This is a genomic window from Mucilaginibacter sp. (assembly GCF_028288225.1).
Classification (GTDB): Bacteria; Bacteroidota; Bacteroidia; order Sphingobacteriales; family Sphingobacteriaceae; genus Mucilaginibacter.
Window position 1 is genome coordinate 1 of sequence record NZ_JAQBOC010000044.1, and the last position, 19,543, is coordinate 19,543.

Sequence of the window (19,543 nt, forward strand, 5' to 3'; positions counted from 1 at the left end):
TGATAGGTCAGCGAGGGGTCTGAGTCACCGTAGACTTTGGTTTTTGCGTCTGCTGTTATGGTTACCGGCCTTGCCGTAATGTCAAGGTTGGCGCCCGCATAGCTCAGCGTATAGTTCGTGCCCAGGGCCACCGTGCCCTGCCCAACCGGGTAGCTGCCCACGGCTTCGCCCGATGTGCGGCTCAGCGCGCCGGTAAAACTATCCCCGGATACCACCGCTCCGGTGGTAACCTTATAGGTTAGCGATGGGTCCGTATTGCCGTAGGTCTTTGTTTGCGCATCAGCTGTTACTGTAACGCTGGCAACAGAAATATTGGCAGTAGTTGCCGCTGTTGTATTAAATGAATAATTACCCGCGCCGGTACCAGTTATCGAAATACCCGATACGCTTACAGTTTTGCCTATGCCTACGTTCTTGTCTGCAAAGTTAGCTGTGGTATAAGAATCAGTGAAAACATCACCAGTCAGACGGTTATCGCTCAGCGTCGCTGTTGCTGAGGTGGTGCCGTCATAAACCTTATTTACGCCGGTTGCTGTTATTGCGAGCGGAAGTTGGGTGATATTCGCTGTTGTAGTTATCGTAGTGCTGGCGAGCGTATAGTTGCCGGAGGCAGGGCCCGTTATAGAGAGAGGTGTTATAGTTACAATCTTTCCGGTGCCTACATTTTTATCTGAAAAAGTAGAGGTAGCGAAATGGACAGTAAGATTATCGCCGCTTATCCTGTCATCATTTAGTATTACCGCAGCCGCCGTTGTTCCGTTATAAACTTTGTTTGAAGCCGAAGCTGTTGCAGTTAATGTCCGGGATGTGATATTGGCTATCGTTGTAGTACTCGAGTTGAAGGTATAATTACCTGCATCGGTGCCGCTGATCGATATACCGCTTACAGTCACCGTTTTACCGTTGGTAACATTCTTATCCGAAAATGCCGCCGAAGTATAGGCTTCTGTAACCACGTCTGTGCCCAGGTGATTATCACTCAGCGTTACCGCGGCTGTTGTATTTCCGTCATACACCTTGTTGATCCCAGTGGCCGAAACCGTCAGCGAAGCTTTGGTAATGTTGGCTGTGGTGCCAGCGGTCGTATTACCCAGAGTATAGTTACCCGCATCGGCTCCCCCGCTGATCGAGATTCCTGATACGTTCACAGTCTTGCCATTGGCAACATTCTTATCCGAAAATGCCGCCGAAGTATAGGCTTCTGTAATCACGTCTGTGCCGAAATGGTTATCGCTCAGCGTTACTATGGCTGCAGTGGTGGCGTTATAAACCTTGTTGACACCAGTAGCCGTTACTGTCAGCGAAGCCTTAGTAATATTGGCAGTGGTGCTAGCGGTTATGACGTAGTTTGCATTTGATGACACAATCACTGTTGCCGTTACAGTCTTTCCAGTGCCCACGTTTTTATCACTAAAAGTAGCCGTGCCGCCACTTGCTGTGACATTATCCCCGGAGAGCACGCCACTAAGGGCTCCTAATGTAAACGTTGAACCGGCCGTGCCATCGTACACTTTATTAGGAGCGGTCATACCAGCAGTAATACCTAGCGGATTAACTGTTAAATTATTCGTATTCGAACTTGCTTGAAAGTTTCCGTCTGCCCCGGTATAAGTAGCATATATATAATTCGCATAAGTATTTGCGTTGATCCTTGTCCCACCAGATGTGCCATTACCAGTTAACGAAACCGTAATTGATGCTACACCTGAACTACTTGTTATGGCAGTCCCCACCGTGGTACCTCCACTGCCATTAAATTTAAAAGTTATCGGCTCACCGCCAATTCCAGCTCCACCACCTTTAGTCAAAGTGGCTGTAAGCGTAATTGTCCCACCATATGTTCCGGGACTCGGGGAACTCGTAATGGCTAGGTTAGAGGAAGCAGCATCCGTAAATGTTGTCTGAGCCGTTGTTCTTGAAGTCTGCCCCACCGCAGTCAACTGCAGTGTTGCGCCTATCTCATCCTCGTCAAGCGGCACTAACCATGTTGCAGTGATGTTTCCGGTAGAATCCGCTGTTACTGTCCAGGGCAGGTGCGCCTGACTTGTCTGGTTGTCGCCGGTCGGGGTACCCGCATGCAGCACCTGCAGTGTTACCGCTTCATTTGCAGCAAAGCCGGCGCCGGTAATATATACCGTAGTGCCGGGGGCGTAATCCTGCTGATCGGTCTGTACAGTCGCCGGTTGGGTGGTTTGAGAAAATGCGTAAGGTGAAATAAAATATAGCAAACAGAAAATCATTACCGCCCTGGCAGCAAACAAACGTGTAGCGAAAGTAATTGCCTTTACGACGGGCTTCGGTATAAAACCTTTTAACCGTCTCTTTTCCCCTGGAAAATCATTGATAATGGGTACACCCACTTCGGCATAAAAATCATTATCCAGTGATAATACACTGAATTCTGTTGAATTTGATCTAAGGGAATTAATTCCTGTTGATAAAAGAACTTTGTCCTTTAAAGATAAAATCGCCTGCAAGATTCCTTTTTGTGACATGGTAAAGTATTTTAAGGTTGATATTTGGTTTGTGAATACTTATTTAAGGCATTCACATTTTTATAACTTATCGTTCTGGTTACCAGAAAATTAAATCCCCGTATGTGGTAGATACGGATATGCCAACTATTATACCATTCACATTAAAACGAAAGGTATTTTCGTCTTTAATTCCCTTTTTTGCGTCGTTAGTTAGATAAATTGCCGTATAATTTATTTTATAATTATATTTATGGAATAAATTATTTGTTTAAAAATCAATCACTTACAGATATTTCCCAAAATGGGGAATATCTGGGATATGGGTAAAATAATTGCCGTTTTTATTCGTAAATAGCACATTATCAATATTATAAAGGTAAGCTCTATAGGATTATACTTATTAAGCACATATATTATTATACGCTGCAATATATTATTATACGCTGCAATAAAACCCTTGGGCGAGATGCAGAGGCCGGGAAAGCCTTATCCTTTCAATTTTTCATAAAATACGGATCAAGGTGGATATTCCGCTGATCTTGACCACCTGATTCATGGATCGGTTGACACCCGATTCCGCTGCAAATTCTATAATAGACTAGAATCAGGAATAAACATATTAGAGGCTAAAGTTTCAGAATTAAGTAATGACTTTATTAAAATTCAGGGTTTGAATCCTTTAATTGATAAGCAATCAACACTTCAACCAAAATCGATGTAATCAACTGAAAATCAGAGCAGTAAAGAAACAGACGGGCGGAAAGCCTGACTCGGACAGGCTCCTATTTGTTGTTCAGAAACATGCAGCTTCACATCTTCCGAACGTTCGTAATTAATCCGGTTGTGATCGTCCCCGGTATAGTTTTTCATCGGGTAGGTCGGTTCATTTTCCAGGTCGGCATCCATGCCCCAGCCGGGAATTTTTTTATAGTCTTCGTTGGTTTTCATGGGATCAATACGGTTTTAATACAATTATCCAGTTTCGACGAAAACAGGCGATAGGCGTCTGATACTTCTTCTAATGGTATGCGATGGGTAATCAGACCCATAGGGTCTAACCCGCCCGATTGGACATGATCGATCAGCTTTGGCAACAGCCGTTTGACGGAGGACTGGTTCGCATGGATGGTGATGCCCTTATTGACAATGTTGCAATAAATGCTCGTCCACAATCTATTTCTCCACGGTGAGCCGGCAATACCTGGATATGCTGGCTGCGGCTTATTTACAGCTTTTCAAACCCTCCACTAACTGCCATAATTGGCCCGGGATCGTTGATAATGGCCTCCAGGATCTCAAAGACAATACCGGCTGCTGGTCGCAATTTCACAGCCATGAGTATTTTAATGCCTATGTCTGCGATTATAACACCGCCTGAGATCATGGTGCAGCTGGCCATTCTGCACCCTTTAACTGCGGTGGTGATTTTTTTTAAATTTTTTAAACCAGTCTTTAGATTTTCTGTTGATCTTATAGTTTTAAGTTTATTAAATTAACTACGATTTAAATTAATAAACTGTTAGCTGTTATTTGTTTACCAAAGTTCGATAGGGACAGCTATCAGCAACTTAAAAAAAATCAAAATATTAAAATCAAGTACGAGATGTATATATTAGGTATCAACGCAGCCTTCCACGATTCCGCAGCCTGCATATTAAAAGACGGACAATTACTTGCAGCTGCAGCAGATGAACGTTTTACGCATATCAAACATGGCAAACGCCCGGTACCGTTTTCTACCTGGGAACTGCCTTTTCATGCAATTGATTATTGTTTAAAGGCAGCGGGCATTCACTTAAAGGACATTGATCATATCGCTTATTCCTTTGATCCTCACCTGCTCTTGGGCGATCATACCGGAAAAACTCAAATCGGAATACCACTCGAACCAGGCGATGACAAGCTGGCAAAAGAATGGTTCAGCCCCTGGGACCCATTATTCCTGTCATCCATCGTCAATGCCCCGCAGCAATTGGTTGATGGGTACCCACATCATTTGCAGCAGCGCTTCATCGGAACCTCGGTAAACGACTTTGAATGGCACTTTGTAGAGCATCATATCGCCCACGCTGCAAGCTGCTTCCATTGCTCGCCCTTCGAGCATGCGGCTGTCATGACCATGGACGGCCGCGGGGAAAAGGCAACGGCTACCTACAGCATTGGAACGGGTAATAGTTTGTACCGCATAGGCCAGGTCAACATGCCTAATTCGCTTGGACTGCTTTATGAAGAAATTACTACCCACCTGGGCTTTCTGCACTCATCCGACGAATACAAGGTTATGGCATTGGCCTCTTACGGTAATCCAGTTTATGCAAATGACTTCAGGGAAATGATCCGGTTGGGCGAAAACGGCCTTTATACGGTTAGCAACCAAAATCTGGAAGAGCGTTTCGGCCCCAAACGGCTGCGGCATGAAGAATTTACGGGCAAGCATTTTGACATCGCGCATTCCTTACAGCTGGTACTGGAAGAAACGGTTTTAAAGATTACTGAATGGCTGCACCGCAAAACAGGGGACGAAAACCTTTGCTTTGCAGGCGGCGTAGCACTGAACTGCGTCCTGAACGGACGGATCCGCGAACAAGGCTTGTTTAAAAACATATGGGTGCAACCGGCATCGGGCGATGATGGCACCGCGCTGGGCGCCGCTTTGTGGATCGACGCCCAAAAACGCAATAGCCTGAAGGAGCGTTTTGTTATGGATCATGCCTATTGGGGACCTGAATACAGCGACGACGAGATCGAAAAATTCATCAAAAGGGCTAAGGTCCCTTATAAAAAGCTGAGCAATGTTGCTGAAGAGGCTGCTGAAATACTGGCGCAGGACAAGATTATCGGCTGGTACCAGGGCAGGATGGAATATGGACCGCGTGCTTTGGGCAGCCGGTCTATACTGGCATCTCCCATCAGTCCTCAAATGCAGTCGCGGCTCAACGAGGTGAAAGACCGCGAGGATTTCCGGCCCGTAGCGCCGGTGGTGCTGGAAGAGGAAGCCGGCAACTGGTTTGAAAATGCCGTTTATTCGCCGTTTATGTTATTTGTTTACAGCGTGAAGGAGGAAAAAGCAGACCAGATACCTGCGGTGCGGCATGTGGACGGAACGGCCCGTATCCAAACCATTAACCGCGGGCAGCATCCTCAATATTATGACTTGTTAACGGCTTTTTACAAAAAAACAGGTGTTCCGGTCTTAGTTAATACCTCATTCAACACCCTCGGCAAACCTATTGTTTGCTCGCCGCGTGATGCTATTGAATGTTTCTGGACCTCCCCTTTTGATGCACTGATTATCGGATCTTTTTTAATTGAAAAAAATGAACATTCAACTATCCGTAGTAATTCCTACTTACAGGCGTCCGGAACTATTGCTTAACTGCCTCCGCGCAGTTTATACACAGCGGTTCGCCGCGGGCGCTTTTGAAATTATCGTTGTTTCCGACGGCGCCGATCCGCTTTCCGAAAAGGCTGTCACGGCTTTTAACAAACACAGGGCACTTCCGGTGCAATATTATGCGCTGCCTGCCAAAAAAGGCCCTGCCGCCGCTCGTAATTATGGCTGGCTTTTGGCAAAGGGAGCACTGATCGTTTTTACGGATGATGACTGCCAGCCTGCCAATAATTGGCTCTGCTCTTATTACGAGCGTTTTGTTACTGATAAAAGCAAAGTATTTACAGGCAAAACCATTGTCCCGCTTCCAGCCTGTCCGACCGACTATGAACGTAATGTCGCTCATTTGGAAGAAGCCGATTTCATTACCGCCAATTGCGCCTGTTCAAAACGTATATTGCTGGCAACGGGCGGCTTTGATGAACAATTCGCCACGGCGTGGCGTGAAGACAGTGACCTGGAATTCAAACTGATTAAAGCCGGCATTTGGATCGAAAAGGTGGAATCAGCAGTCGTTACCCATCCGGTCAGGACAGCCAAATGGGGCGTTAGCATCAAAGAGCAAAAAAAGACCATGTATAATGCATTGCTGTACAAAAAATGGCCGGAGCTTTACAGGCAAAAAATACAGCCAAATCCACCGGTTTATTATTATGCAACGCTCAGCTTTTTCCTCCTAATGCCGGCCGGCGGGCTATTAAAAACGCCCTTACTGATTACCGCCGGACTGACCGGCTGGCTTGCCCTGTCAGTGTTTTTTGCCTTCCGCAGGCTGAAGTTCACCAGCCGGAAGCCGCGTCATTTATTGGAAATGGCGGTTACATCGTTGCTGATCCCCTTCCTGTCGGTTTACTGGCAATTTTATGGTGCTTTTAAATACCGGGTACTATTTTTATGAAAGTACCGGCCGATATCAAAAAGATCATCGTCTTCCGGGCGTTGCAGTTGGGGGACATGTTGTGCCATGTGCCGGCCATGCGCGCTTTACGCCATGCTTATCCGCAAGCTCATATCACGCTGGCAGGCTTACCCTGGGGAAAATCGTTTACGGCGCGATACTCCGCTTACTTTGATGATTTTATCTGGTTTCCGGGTTATCCCGGTTTGCCCGAACAACCGGTTGACCCTGTAGTGTTCGCTTCGTTTTTGAACAAGGTGCAAAGCCGACATTTCGACCTGGCGCTGCAAATGCAGGGCGACGGAACCATCGTTAATGCTATGGTTGAATTGTTTGAAGCGCATTATACTGCCGGATTTTACTTACCGGGTGATTATGCGCCTAACGTTGATTACTTTATGCCTTATCCCAACGAAGGCTCCGAAATTGAGCGGCACATTAAGCTAATGGAATTCCTTGGCATTTCCTCACAAGGCATTGATCTGGAGTTTCCGATAAGCCGGCAGGATCAGCAGGATTACGATGACCTGAAATTGCATTTGCGCTATAAGGAATATGTTTGCATCCATCCCGGGTCACGCGGCGCCTGGCGACAGTGGCCTGCCCGCAACTTTGCGGCTTTGGCCGATTATGTCGCTGATGGTGGTTTTGAGGTGGTGCTCACCGGCACAAACGAAGAAACGGAAATTGTAAGCGCGGTAATCAGCTGCATGGAAAAGCCGGCCATAAACCTGGCAGGAAAAACCAGCCTCGGTGCAATCGGCATATTAATAAAAAATGCCGGTGCACTTATCTCGAATTGCACTGGTGTGTCGCACATGGCTGCCGCATTTAAAACGCCCAGCATCGTTATCAGTATGGATGGTGAGCCCGAACGCTGGGGGCCCATTAACAAGAAAATTCACCGCACCATCAACTGGCTGGATCAACCCGGTCTTCAAACGGTGTTCGAGCAGGCGGCGGAGCTGCTGCAAACACCGCATTAGGCGAAAAATCGGAATCCGTCAGTTCTTCAATCGCACAAACAATGGCATGTTCGTCCGGCATAGGTATCTGCTGCTGATACAGGAACGTATTGACCTGCCTGATTACTTCATTTTTGCTTTGGGGTGCCGCATGAGGCTGGTAAGGCAAAACCCTGCAAGGTACCTTCCACGGCGTATGCTGCGGATTGGTAAGCGCGTAAAGGACAACGACCGGCGTTCCTGTCGCCGCCGCGATGTGGACGGTGGCGGTATTCACAGATACCACCACCTTCGCCATTCCAATCAGCGTTATAAATTCTTCAAGCGTAAATATTCCTGCTACGTTAAAGCTCTGCATACCAGTCTGTTCCTTTAAGGTTTCGCATAACGCCCGCTCGGCTGCAGCTCCGGTAATTATCACCTGGTAACCTTTCCTTTTAATCAGCTCTTTTCCGGCGGCGGCCCATTTTTCCACAGGATACTGCCGCTTAGGCTCACTTACACCCGGATGAATAATCAACCAGGATTTATCCGTTGCTATCCCGATATTGTTTAATTTTTGCAGAATACATTCTTTCAGCTCGGTGTTGATGGTCAATAGTAACCTATCGTTTAACGTAGTGGCGCCAACAGCTGCAACCAATTCGAGGTCACGCCTCACCTGGTGCCTGATAATCGAATAAGGCTCTTTGTCGGGCACCCAATCTGTCAATAACCGGTAAGGATTTTCACGGCAAAAAGCCAGTCGTTTTGAAATACCGGCCAGGTAGGCCAGCATTACGGTGGGCAAAGGATTCTGACTGTATACCGTAAAAATTACCGCGGCGTCGAATTTTCGCGTCCTGATCTCTTGTACGGCATTCTCAACAGCGCCGGCCTCCGCTGCTACGTTATTTTTAACCCAGGGAACATCAAAAATCATCACTTCGTCTATGCCGGGCATCAGTCTGGCTATACCGGCCGCCATAGACGATGTAAGCACTGTTATTTTGCAGTTCAGACTTTCCTTAAGCGCACGCAGCGCAGGGCCGGTCATCAGCAGATCGCCCATGTTATCCGGGCGGATACAAAGTATATTTTTACAACCCTGCCAACTATTCTCCATCTTTATTCAAGATAAATTCTGCTGCTTCATTAATATTCTTTGCTTGGGCTATTGGCCGTCTAAAGTCGCCTCGCAGCCATTCTGTTTCGTTCCCATTCTCAATTAAAATACTTTTGCAGCCGGCTCTGTTTCCTGCTTCCACGTCATTCAAAATATCACCGATCATCCAGGACTCCGCCAGGTCAATACCCAGTTCACGCGCAGCTTTCAGTAACAGTCCGGGCTGCGGCTTGCGGCAGTTACAGACGGTTGCATACAAAGGATCAGTACCTTTAGGGTGGTGAGGACAAAAATAAAAGCCATCCAGCCGGATACCGGCCGCAGCCAGCATCGTTTTTATTCGGGCTTCGACCGCTATCAATGCCTGTGCACTAAAATAGCCCATCGCGATACCGCTTTGATTGGTAATGATCACCAGGCGGTAGCCCTGTCGCTGCAATTGCTGCAAACCAATTAGACAATTCGGGCTGAAGGCGATTTTTTCCGGGTCTGCATTATAAGGAAGGTCGGTTATCAGCGTACCATCCTTGTCTATAAAAACGGCTCTCCGGGCAGTATTCATCCGGCCTGCATTAATTTCTGATCCATAATATTTTCGTAAACGCTGCTTACCTTCTCAGCGACGTTTGTCCAGGTAAAATACCGGTTTACGCGTTCGATGGCATTTTGTCCGAGCCGTTGTAACCGGTCCTTATCAAATATCAGTTCGTTTACCTTATCAGCAAGTTCATCAGGATCATCCGGTGTAACGAGCGCTCCGGTTTCACCATCGACAACCGAATATTTAATGCCGCCCACATTCGCACCGATAACTGGTGTGCCGCAGGCCATGGCTTCCAGCGGCGTGATGCCAAAAGGCTCGTACCATGGCGTAGTCACAAAAACATCAGCAGCCGAATAGTAATACTTCAGCTCATCCCGGCCTTTACGTCCCGCGAAATGAATATGATCCAGCACATCATGTGCCTGGGCAATGCTATACAGGCGGGAAAGTTCAGGGCTGCTTTGAGGATCCGGATATTCGCTTTCGCCCCCGACAATAACCAACTTTACTTTTTTGCCGTTTGCTTTCAATTTGGCAATGGCTTTAACTACATTGTCCACACCTTTGCGCGGTACCATACGGCCAAGTTGTAGAACGATAGGTTCGTCGGCGTTGAGCTTGAGCAATTCGCGGGCTTGATGTTTTTCCACGGGGTAGAATTCCTGGTTGCTGAAACCACAAGGAATGATGCAGATTTTGCAGGCGGGCACGCCATAATGCATCATCAGATCGTCCCTGTCCTGCGGGCATTCGGCAATCACCCGGTCGGCCAGTAAGGCTACCTCTTTTTCAATCTGGATACGGTCGCATGGGAATTTATCGCTGCTGCCCTGGTGGATCTGCCTGATAGCGCCCAGCGCATGGAATGTTACGGTATAGGGTATGCCCAGCAGTTGTTTGATGCCGGCCGCAACCAATGCCGACATAAAGAAATGAGCGTGGATGAGCTCATAATTCCGGTTTTCCTGCCGCATAAAAGCCATCATATTCTCCCGGAACTCGCGCATGAACGGTAGTAGCTCTTCTTTTGGCGTGATCTCCACCGGCCCGGCCTTTACATGGATCACCCTTACCCCGGGAAGCCAATTAACTACCTGTTGCATTTCGGCGTTGTCCCAGCGGGTATAGAGATCGATCGCATAGCCCTGACCGGCCAGGAAACGGCACAGTTGCGCTACATAAACATTTTGCCCCCCGGTGTCTACACCTCCAAGGTCTGCGAGCGGGGACGCATGATCACTGATAAACGCTATGGATTTAATTTTATCTTTCATAAAGGTCTTGTGTTATTAGGTGTTTGTTATTATTGACAACTTTCCGGAAAAGCTGCTCCCACTGGCCGGTAAAGCGGCTGATGTCAAATTTTTTCAACGCGGTTTCGCGGCCGGCCTGCCCAAGCCGCATGGCATGTTCCGGGTCATTGAGCAGCAGCTTCATTTTTTCTACGAGGTAGCCAACATCGGTGTGTACATATCCGGAGCTGCCGTTTGCGATAACTGTAGCCAATTCCGTAGTAGCCAGCCCGACGACCGGAATACCAAGCATCATTGCTTCGCACACCGCTAAACCCAGGCTAGTATAGCGGATGGGATTAAAAAAGAACCTGTATTCGCTGATAAATTCCGGCAATTGCGGATGCAGTATTTCGCCCAGGCCCAGTTCGCCGGTACCCATGCCAACCAGATCGATAGGAATATGCTTGCACACCTCCTTAAATACATCCAGTCCCAGCAGGCGCCCGCGGGAGGGCAAATTATTGATCACCACGATACCCTTTTCCAGTTGACCGGTATAAGCTGCGGCCGGCCGCGATACGCCATGCTCGATCACGTAAGTTGGGGTTCTGCCGTTGTCCCACATCAACCGGTTAAAATGAGTAACATGCACCAGGGCAATTTCCGGATCATCAACCAGGTGTTTGGTATTTGTCGGGTGCCCGGTTGGCGGATCATGTTCCAGGTAGATCTTCGGCAGGGCACGCTGCGCTGCCGACAATATTTCAAATTGATCCTCCAGGAAATTTTGATTGGTTTGAAACAGGATACAGTCGAAATGATGGTTTTTAACCTCCTCCGACGAGATTTCGATTACGTTTTCGGCAAAGGGAAAGGTTTCGCCGCGCCCATAATAGCCTTCCGTTCTTACGGGCTTGGTCGGAATGCAGATTTGGTAATTACCCTGCGATAAGTAGTAAAGGTAACTACCATGAATATGCCATGTGAAAATTTTAAGTTGATTGTCCATAATTGCCTTTATTAATTCATAATAGACAAATACAACACCAAAATGTCAGCAGCGCTTGTGTCGGATTGAAACGCTTCTGACATCTTTACAGAAGTGTTCAAGTAAAACTACAGGGTGTATGTGGGAGTGTATGTAATTTAATACGATAAAATTTAATTCATAAAGACATATTATTTCTTTTTGCGAAATAATAAAATCAAAGCGCTATTTGCCCTTGCGGGCAGCGACAGACCGACGTTGCCTGGCCCGTTTCTTTAAGCGTCTTCTGATCAGATCTGATGGTAGCAGGATCCCCTGGCTGATGCGCCGGCCTAGATTCTCTTCTAACCCGCTGCGCACCTGGGCGCGCATAAAATTGACTGCACGGCCTTTATTAATTTCGCCGGATTCCTGCACCCGGCTTAAAAACCGCAAAGACAGCAAGGCGAGCAGCCCTCCTATGATAAAGAAGTAATTCCATCCCTGGAGATTAATAAGCGTGAAATTGGTTATCCCCTGCGCACTCTTAAACCGGAGGTTGCCGCTGAACTGGTGCGTTGCAAAAAAGTCCGCCAGTACCCCCCCAATCAGCGGTGCAAGGGTGGAAAAGAAAGCGACGAACATATTTTTGACGGATATGTAAGCAATGGCTTCGTTCTCAGCAGCCAGTTTAAGCCCAATATTGTTTAGCGACAGGTTGATACCTGCGATCGACAAACCACTTATAAAGTAAATGACGATCAGCAGGGTAATGGTCAACAACTTTTGGCCCGGAACCGCAACGAATGCAAACGCCAGTATACAAATTATATAAAGCGGCGCACAAATACCGATGATTGTTTTGTTGCTAAAGCGGTCGGTGTATTTTCCCCACAATTTATAGGACAGTATACCGCTGAGCTGACCGAGCAGGCCCAGCGAGATTACATAAGAGAGTGGCAATTTTACGGTTTTTAACATGTATACCGCAAAAAAAGGGGTAGCGAGGTTAAGCGCAAAGGCCCAGAAGGAATTAAAGATCAATAAATTTTTAAAGTTTACATTTTTTAATGGCATCGCAAATAAAGTGAGCAGCTTGTCGTTGATCCGCCTAGCCTTCGGCTCGGGCGTACCCAATAAAAAAACAACACTCAGCAGCCCAAGCCCGCCACCTGCCAGGAACATGAGGTGATACATTATGATCTCTGCTTTCGGATCGTGAGCCTTCACATAATCGATACACAGTGCGGTTGCCAGGCTCAAGGTCACGTTCAGGGTCTGTGACATGCGTGTCCGGCGCGAAAAGAACGCACCCATTTGACCTGCGGGCACTAAATCCTTTATCCATGAGTTCCAGCTAGCCCCGGCGATGTCGCCAAAAATATGCTGAAAAAATAGCAACAGGAATAATACTTCTATTGTGGTGCCGCCGGTGAACAGAAAGGGGATCGCACCGATGGTCAGTATGGGCAAGCGTGCCAGCAGGTTGAATAATGCCGTTATCACACGGCGGTTATTGAACTTACGAACCAGCCACACGGACAATAATTGAAACATAGTGGTGAAAGTAGGCAGTGCGGCAAATAATCCCAGCTGGAAATTAGTAGCGCCCAGCTTTATAGCCATTGCCGTGAGAAACGTGCCACTGGTGAAAACAACCATAGCCTCGGCTGCCATGCCATCGGCTATAACCAATTTTAACCCCTTAGCAACGGCTTTTTTTGATATTACCCGGGATGGACTTAAGTTAATCATATTGGCTCATTTATATTTTATATAGTAGCCGCTTTTGCGGTGCGGCAACGAAGACCGGGCAGCAAACATCAGACCTGTGTCGCATTACAGCATTATATAAGCTACCTGCCTGTTTGTTTTTTTACTTGCATTTTTTTACACCGCTTAATACGGATCGTCGACTGCTTTACCTAAATTACGTCCGATCAAAATATGCCCTTCCTGTATCCGTGCGGTTTTATCGGAAGAAATGATCTGAGCCTGGTCACACAAGTCTTTAAAAACATCCCCGTCATTATCCGTTAATTCCAAAGTACTACAATTTAGCCCGCGGGCCATTTTAATGGCATTACTAAACCCTGACTGCTCGCGCTCGTTGATATCACGATAAACAGATTCCCAGGATCGGTGCAGTTCCCCATAAGGAGAAACGTTCCTTAACAAACACCCGCAAAATTCAGCGGCGATATGCTCGGCATCTGCAGCACTTCTCCCAATTGCCCCCGCTAATATTTTATTGCCCCTTTTTATTGTAGCAATTTTCAACCCGCAGGCCCTTCGGATCCCCCCATGTAATGAATGCTTCCCTTTTCTATTGTTTGGCTAATGTTCGAGCAGTTCGTTGATGGTCTTATAGCTCCTTTCCTAACTCGAACAGTTTACGATCGTTAGCCTAATGTTCACTCGGGTATTGTCCAGACACCCGACAATGATTACGCGATTGATCCCATCGGCCTATATCCGAATATTGGGTTGTTCTTCAAAAATCCAGTGCCAGCGATCGATATTTATTATTTTTTTTAATTAACTGCGTTTGCACCAGTCTCCGCAAAACAAAGGTTTATTTTCCCGCAGGTAATTATCTTCATGCCCGGATTCCTGCGATTTTCATGCCAGCTTATTATTTTGTCCACATGCTGTAATAAAAAACGATATTAAAACGATTACATTCAAACTTATTTTAATTTTCATTGCTATTGAGTTTATTTTTTAGGTGGGAACATAATCAGTAGGATTAATTGTACAGTTAAGTTGTAATGTTCCTTTCAACGCTGAATATTTTATCTCTTTCTATTAAATTTAAACGAATCATCATACTGCTTTTTGTTTTGCGAATTTTTTAGGAATACAGGGTTCTTTTTAATAAAGCTAATAACATCTTCTACATATAAATCTTCTGTATAATATCTTTCTTTACCATAATATAAATAAGCGTATTCAAAAATTATTTGGTTGGTAAGATTTGACATATCAGCCAAAACTGCTCCCCTTTCATGCGCCCAACCTTGTTTTAAATCATAGTTATAAAATTTGAGCATAATCAATACTATGGCTGACTGCATTTTAATTTCATGCCTATAGTCCTTTAAATGGCAGTTTTTTATTACGTTATTTTTTTCTTTGTTAGTATCGTTGAGCAATCCTTCTTTATATACCTTTAAAGTATCCGCAAATTTAGATAGCGCATCTAAACAATTTTTTTTCTGTATTATAATTTCGCTATTCCCATTTTTGCTCAATTCGGAAGGATAAGTTAACCGATTATTCTCCAACACCCCATTTATATCCTTTGAATAGTTGTAGGTAAGGTTGTCCATGACGGCAGTTGTATTAGTAGCCAGATAATTGCCGTTTCTTACATAAGTTTTAATATTTCCGTTACCATCGTAGCTAACATTTTCCTTGTAGTCATTTAATGAAACCGGGGTCCATACATTCGTTGTCGGGTTCAGTCCACTAAATGCTGTCTGTTTCGTCAGGCGATCAAGTTGATCATAGCCATACAGGTACATCAACGGAAATATGGTATTTGACGGGTTTGAGGTTCGAACTACGCGAAGGAATGAAGCAATGGAGGCAATTCTATTGATTAACAGCAAATTAGGTGTAAGAAAAAACTGGACAAGTGATGTTCTTTTTCACTTGTCCAGTAAGGTGCTGGCTACTGTACAGATTTCGAACCATTTCCTGCCTGATTTGCGTCTAATAGCAGATTTAGACTTATAAATTTTTTGTTTCAAACATCGCGCCACGAACTCCTGCCAGGCCAAAGTGTTGATGAGCAATAATTCCAATGCTTTTTTCGCAACGCTTAGGCAGTCTTTTCTAAAGTAGTCTTCGATTTATAATTATCTATGCGTTTAGTGAGGTGTCTTTCGTTTTATATGCTAAGTAGGCGGCCACTAGGCCGAAGTACTTTGAAGCAAAGAAAAGCTCTTGTTTTTGATAGGTATTCGCCAACAGCAGACAGGTCAATATCATTCCTCTTACAGTATCCTGATTAAACCATTTGAGTTTTAATTCGTGCAGTATTTTAATGGCGTTGGCGTTGTCACTAGATTCTAAATATACAAGGGCCCTGTCACGCAGCTTCTCGCCAGCTATAGCCGCTCCTGCTTTGCGGGAAAGCAACTCATCAACCTCTTCTGGCCTTTGCCTCGATGCCATCTACGCTGACCATTTCCGACCCCAGCGGCACCTGTCCGTTGAACTGCACCGGAATACCGGTCACGATGAACTTTTTGTTAAAATCCTCGATATAGATCCAGCGGTAACGGGACATCCCGAGAACTACCAGGGCGCCGGGGAATTCGATGTCGGTATGCCCGTCCTTTAACAGGGCGCAGAAACGTTGCATCACCAGGTAATACTGCCAGGTATTTTTTGTGGCCAGCACCTGGGGGATATAGGCACGGTAAGCGCTGTCCCACTTGATCTTCGCATGATCGAAATACATAAAATTATCACTGGCTTCCGACCAGAATTTGCTCAACCCATACAGCTTGTCGGCAGCGGGTAAATTGGCTGTCGTATCGATCTGTGCCCGGGCGGTGCCCAGGGTCAGCGCCAGTAATACAATAAGGTAAAAGGTCTTTTTCATGGCTGATAGTTAAATAATTTTATGCTTAGGTAAAGTTATTTCTCGCTCAGCAAAGCCACCTGCGAAGCCACGGCATACCAGCACCTTTTTCTTTTTTCATACACATCCAGGTAACAGGTACGGATCGTACTGATCTGCCCGTTCGCTTTGCCTACCACGGTAGTCTCGGCACTCACCAGGCCCACCGACCCGAGCAGGCGGACAGTGACCGTATCCACTTTGGAAGAAAGGTATTCCTGGCTCGGAGAGTTATAGTTACTTTATATATCTCACAATCCAGTTAACCAGCTCATTTTCGTCAACAATTTGCCAGGAATGCGGCATCCGTATATTATTCAGTTCGGGTCGGTAGCCCTTGCCGGTAGTGGTTACCAGCGAGACATTTTTATTGCCCTGCAGTTTCAAAATGCTTACAAGCGCTGCCTGATCAATGGCATTGATCAGCAGGTAATCCAGGTTCAAATGATCGATATACCAATTGATATCGGGTTCGGTATATAGCCGCACGGGAATGTTTTTGAAATATATGGCATTTCCGCCATCGGGTAAAAAAACAGAAACAACCGAATTTTTCCGGTATATATCCACATTTTGAGCCGGCGGGCTCCCATAAAGCTCATTAAACATCCCGACCAGGTAATTCGCCTCGCCATACATCATGTTGGCCGTGTCGACGCGCTGCCTGACAAGGTTTAACGACGTATACCATCGTTCCATGTCTAAAGGAGCATCGACAGAAAAAACCGCTTTTGGCGCGTAGCTTAAATTTAATTCGCCCTTTTGTTTTTTCAGCACATATTTCATTGCCCCATACCCGCCTGCCGAAAATCCCCCGATTATTATACCATCAGGACTATAATGATATTTTTTAACGATTAAGGCAATTAAAGAATCAAGCCGTTTAATATCGTCATCCCTGGTGTATCCGACATTGCCGGGATGAATTACAGCAAAATCGATGTTGTTTACATTGAGCAGCGACGGTAATTTTGAAGAATTGTAATAATTCTGATCGCCTCCGTAAGGCGGTAATAAAACAACCAGCTTTGTATTGCCGGATGCCTTCCATAACCTCACTACATTATTAACGGTATCTGAATGATGAAGATAATGCTGCTCCGCTTTTTGAGCAGCTGCAGAAAAGAAATTCAGCGTTAATAATAAACAAGCGGCACAACGTTTATAATGCACATTTAAAAATTGAAATTCAGTTTCGCAAAAAAGCCACGGTTAAGTCGATTCCCTTGGCTTGGTTTTTTTATAAAAATACATATTATTTACACGTCACCTATCACCCTAAAGGGGTGGTTTACCAACTTATTGGTGTATAGGTTTTAGTCCATGATCGATAGACCATAGTCCATAGTAAAAACCGATACTGAAAATGAAAAAACCGTCTCATTTACTGCACCGGGCAGTTCAATGACACATATTTCCCTGATTCCCAACGCGGGTAAAGGGGTAGTAACCTGGCTAAGGCCGGTAAATAAGAATATCTTTTAATAAAAATATATCCTCGCTAAAATAGTGTTAGTTGCACCGCACCTACCAGTTCCTTTTCAATATCCCGCAAAGTCGCTAAAATTACCGGCTGTTTGTCATTGGTCGTATCAGTACTACCTATCTTTTTAGTCATCATAATCTTAAGTTCATTTAGTGCACACGAAAGTGCCTCCGGACGGCTTTTGAATTGTCTGCCATAAACGGACAGTCCATAACAGCCACCCGCAACGCCGTAACTATAATTCATTCCATAAGTCCAGGTATGCATTGCCCATCATTTAATTCAATTACCCGGTCACTTCTCATAGCAAAATCCTCATCGTGTGTAACCGCAATGATCGTCTAGCCATTATCAACAGATAGTTGTTTAAAAATATCAAACACCATTCCTGTATTCTTCGAGTCCAGGTTACCGGTAGGCTCATCACGCATAATGATTGACGGATCATTAATTAATGCTCGTGCAATAGCTACCCGCTGTTGCTGCCCGCCGGATAAACGGCTGGCCGGTTTTAGCGCCTGGTCCTGCATTCCCAGCAATTGGAGATGGTGATAAGCCTTTTCCTCAATCTCCGGCCGGCTTTTTTTCTTCAGCTTTAATGCCGGAAGCATGATATTGTCCAATACGCTAAAAGCTGGACGGTAATATCTGAGGTATCTAAATCAAGGTAGATCAATAAAATTTATCGGTATGGCTAAGTGTGTATTACTTTCCTGACGGATCGCTGTCAAGCCATTTTCGGATAGCCGGTTGCGTCTATATTAGGTCGCCCAAATTCCAGGCGGGTTCCTTGCGGAGCGTTAAGTGTCCAATAACTTTTTTATGTCATCAAACTGTATATTCCGGTTAACTTGACCATTTAATCCGTCCCACGTTCAAGGCTTTTAAACGCCAATTTGTTCCAATCAAATTCGATAATATTAATCTCTTCAGCGGATTTAATTCCTTGATCTGTTAGAAAATTGATCAAGTTGTTTACATCATATTGATTAAGCTTTAATTTCAGGTCGGTTATCTTAGTTCGATAATCATCCAGAAAAGGGTTGATAGCCTTCAACACGATCGGATCTTTAATAGTAAAATCCGTTCTTAATTGTTTGACACTACAAAATGCTGAGTGCTGATGTAATTTGTTTTTCTTTTGTGGGTAACTCTGATTTTTAAATTCCAAGTTCCATCATCTTTTTTTGATTTGGTAATACAACTTCCCTTACGGTAAAGGCAGGATTTAAAACATACAATAAGATGGATAGCATCGGCGCAGGGCACAAATAAAAATGAGGTTAAAAGTCTGGGAATAAGCCATTTAAGCACCCTGAACAAAAGAACATAATACTTCTTTTGCTTCTCAAAGTAGCTCTAAAAGCTTTGACCTTAGCGTTGAATGACATTGCGGATGCATTGATACTCCTGTTATCGAAGAAATTCAAGATAGTGTCACAATGCGTTTTTACAGATGTTGCAACCGTTTTAAAAGCATCAATCTCTTCGGCTGCTACATCATTACACCAGGTAGCGATCTTTTTGAAGGCTTGTTGTTTGTCTTTGCATATGATGAATATGTCCCCGCCTGAGCGCCGAAATTCCAGGACAAAGAAGCAAATGCCCAGCCCGGCAACTGGCACTCCAAGTAAAGAAAAAAAATTTTATTTTTTTAGTCTTTACCCCCTGTTTAGCACAAGTATTCACACAAAATATTTTTTTTGTTTTCAAAGGGATAATTTAAGGACACCCATGTATATAGGTTATCTGTAGTGCTGTTGTAGGGTATTTGACTTAAAAGAAAGCAAATATTTCCTACTACATTGCTGCCGCAATTTGGAATTATCGTTTCTTGGTTAT

The 19,543-nt window shown here is 45.2% G+C and carries 20 protein-coding genes; 3 read left to right on the plus strand and 17 right to left on the minus strand.

Annotated features, from left to right (window positions below):
- Both JWQ54_RS13305 and JWQ54_RS13310 read right to left on the minus strand, forming a co-directional pair.
- A partial coding sequence (locus JWQ54_RS13305; protein WP_299585432.1) for an S-layer family protein occupies positions 1-2,495 on the minus strand: 2,495 nt, incomplete at its 3' end.
- Between the two features lie 714 nt (positions 2,496-3,209).
- Positions 3,210-3,425 carry a hypothetical protein gene (locus JWQ54_RS13310; RefSeq protein ID WP_299585434.1) on the minus strand — a complete coding sequence of 72 codons (216 nt, stop codon included), beginning with the start codon at positions 3,423-3,425 and terminating at the stop codon, positions 3,210-3,212.
- A gap of 655 nt (positions 3,426-4,080) precedes the next feature.
- On the opposite strand from JWQ54_RS13310, the gene JWQ54_RS13315 reads away from it, so the two are divergent.
- The 3 genes from JWQ54_RS13315 to JWQ54_RS13325 are packed head-to-tail and all read left to right on the plus strand — an operon-like array spanning position 4,081 to position 7,752.
- Positions 4,081-5,853, plus strand: a complete 1,773-nt coding sequence (locus JWQ54_RS13315) for a carbamoyltransferase C-terminal domain-containing protein (RefSeq protein WP_299585436.1) — start codon at positions 4,081-4,083, stop codon at positions 5,851-5,853.
- On the plus strand, positions 5,795-6,766 hold the full coding sequence (locus JWQ54_RS13320) for a glycosyltransferase (protein ID WP_299585438.1): 972 nt from the start codon (positions 5,795-5,797) through the stop codon (positions 6,764-6,766). Before JWQ54_RS13315 ends, JWQ54_RS13320 begins: the two co-directional genes overlap by 59 nt.
- Positions 6,763-7,752: a glycosyltransferase family 9 protein gene (locus JWQ54_RS13325; protein ID WP_299585440.1), complete on the plus strand. Its 990-nt coding sequence runs from the start codon at positions 6,763-6,765 to the stop codon at positions 7,750-7,752. Before JWQ54_RS13320 ends, JWQ54_RS13325 begins: the two co-directional genes overlap by 4 nt.
- Here JWQ54_RS13325 and JWQ54_RS13330 read toward each other — a convergent pair.
- The 15 genes from JWQ54_RS13330 to JWQ54_RS13400 all read right to left on the minus strand — a co-directional run bounded on the left by JWQ54_RS13330 (position 7,679) and on the right by JWQ54_RS13400 (position 19,326).
- Positions 7,679-8,836, minus strand: coding sequence for a glycosyltransferase family 9 protein (locus JWQ54_RS13330; protein ID WP_299585442.1), 1,158 nt, complete (start codon positions 8,834-8,836; stop codon positions 7,679-7,681). The two genes, JWQ54_RS13325 and JWQ54_RS13330, sit on opposite strands and share 74 nt — an antisense overlap.
- Positions 8,826-9,398, minus strand: a complete 573-nt coding sequence (locus tag JWQ54_RS13335) for an HAD family hydrolase (RefSeq protein ID WP_299585444.1) — start codon at positions 9,396-9,398, stop codon at positions 8,826-8,828. Before JWQ54_RS13335 ends, JWQ54_RS13330 begins: the two co-directional genes overlap by 11 nt.
- On the minus strand, positions 9,395-10,654 hold the full coding sequence (locus tag JWQ54_RS13340) for a glycosyltransferase family 1 protein (protein ID WP_299585446.1): 1,260 nt from the start codon (positions 10,652-10,654) through the stop codon (positions 9,395-9,397). Before JWQ54_RS13340 ends, JWQ54_RS13335 begins: the two co-directional genes overlap by 4 nt.
- Positions 10,644-11,624, minus strand: coding sequence for a glycosyltransferase family 4 protein (locus JWQ54_RS13345; protein ID WP_299585448.1), 981 nt, complete (start codon positions 11,622-11,624; stop codon positions 10,644-10,646). Before JWQ54_RS13345 ends, JWQ54_RS13340 begins: the two co-directional genes overlap by 11 nt.
- A gap of 204 nt (positions 11,625-11,828) precedes the next feature.
- On the minus strand, positions 11,829-13,337 hold the full coding sequence (locus JWQ54_RS13350; protein WP_299585450.1) for an MFS transporter: 1,509 nt from the start codon (positions 13,335-13,337) through the stop codon (positions 11,829-11,831).
- 144 nt (positions 13,338-13,481) lie between these two features.
- Positions 13,482-13,862, minus strand: a complete 381-nt coding sequence (locus tag JWQ54_RS13355) for a hypothetical protein (protein WP_299585452.1) — start codon at positions 13,860-13,862, stop codon at positions 13,482-13,484.
- A gap of 515 nt (positions 13,863-14,377) precedes the next feature.
- Entirely contained in the window at positions 14,378-15,112 is a 735-nt protein-coding gene (locus tag JWQ54_RS13360; protein ID WP_299585454.1) for a hypothetical protein, read from the minus strand.
- A gap of 337 nt (positions 15,113-15,449) precedes the next feature.
- Entirely contained in the window at positions 15,450-15,764 is a 315-nt protein-coding gene (locus tag JWQ54_RS13365) for a hypothetical protein (RefSeq protein ID WP_299585456.1), read from the minus strand.
- Positions 15,733-16,197 carry a hypothetical protein gene (locus tag JWQ54_RS13370; RefSeq protein WP_299585458.1) on the minus strand — a complete coding sequence of 155 codons (465 nt, stop codon included), beginning with the start codon at positions 16,195-16,197 and terminating at the stop codon, positions 15,733-15,735. Before JWQ54_RS13370 ends, JWQ54_RS13365 begins: the two co-directional genes overlap by 32 nt.
- A gap of 35 nt (positions 16,198-16,232) precedes the next feature.
- Entirely contained in the window at positions 16,233-16,373 is a 141-nt protein-coding gene (locus JWQ54_RS13375; protein WP_299585460.1) for a hypothetical protein, read from the minus strand.
- Between the two features lie 79 nt (positions 16,374-16,452).
- Positions 16,453-17,388 carry a hypothetical protein gene (locus tag JWQ54_RS13380; RefSeq protein WP_299585462.1) on the minus strand — a complete coding sequence of 312 codons (936 nt, stop codon included), beginning with the start codon at positions 17,386-17,388 and terminating at the stop codon, positions 16,453-16,455.
- 328 nt (positions 17,389-17,716) lie between these two features.
- Entirely contained in the window at positions 17,717-17,968 is a 252-nt protein-coding gene (locus JWQ54_RS13385; protein WP_299585463.1) for a hypothetical protein, read from the minus strand.
- 74 nt (positions 17,969-18,042) lie between these two features.
- A complete protein-coding gene (locus JWQ54_RS13390; RefSeq protein ID WP_367187097.1) occupies positions 18,043-18,324 on the minus strand; it encodes an ATP-binding cassette domain-containing protein in 282 nt (93 codons plus the stop codon).
- A gap of 236 nt (positions 18,325-18,560) precedes the next feature.
- Positions 18,561-18,872, minus strand: coding sequence for a hypothetical protein (locus JWQ54_RS13395; protein WP_299585467.1), 312 nt, complete (start codon positions 18,870-18,872; stop codon positions 18,561-18,563).
- A gap of 112 nt (positions 18,873-18,984) precedes the next feature.
- Positions 18,985-19,326 (minus strand): transposase, encoded by a 342-nt coding sequence (locus tag JWQ54_RS13400; protein ID WP_299585469.1) that lies wholly within the window; start codon positions 19,324-19,326, stop codon positions 18,985-18,987.
- Between the last annotated feature and the right edge of the window lie 217 nt (positions 19,327-19,543).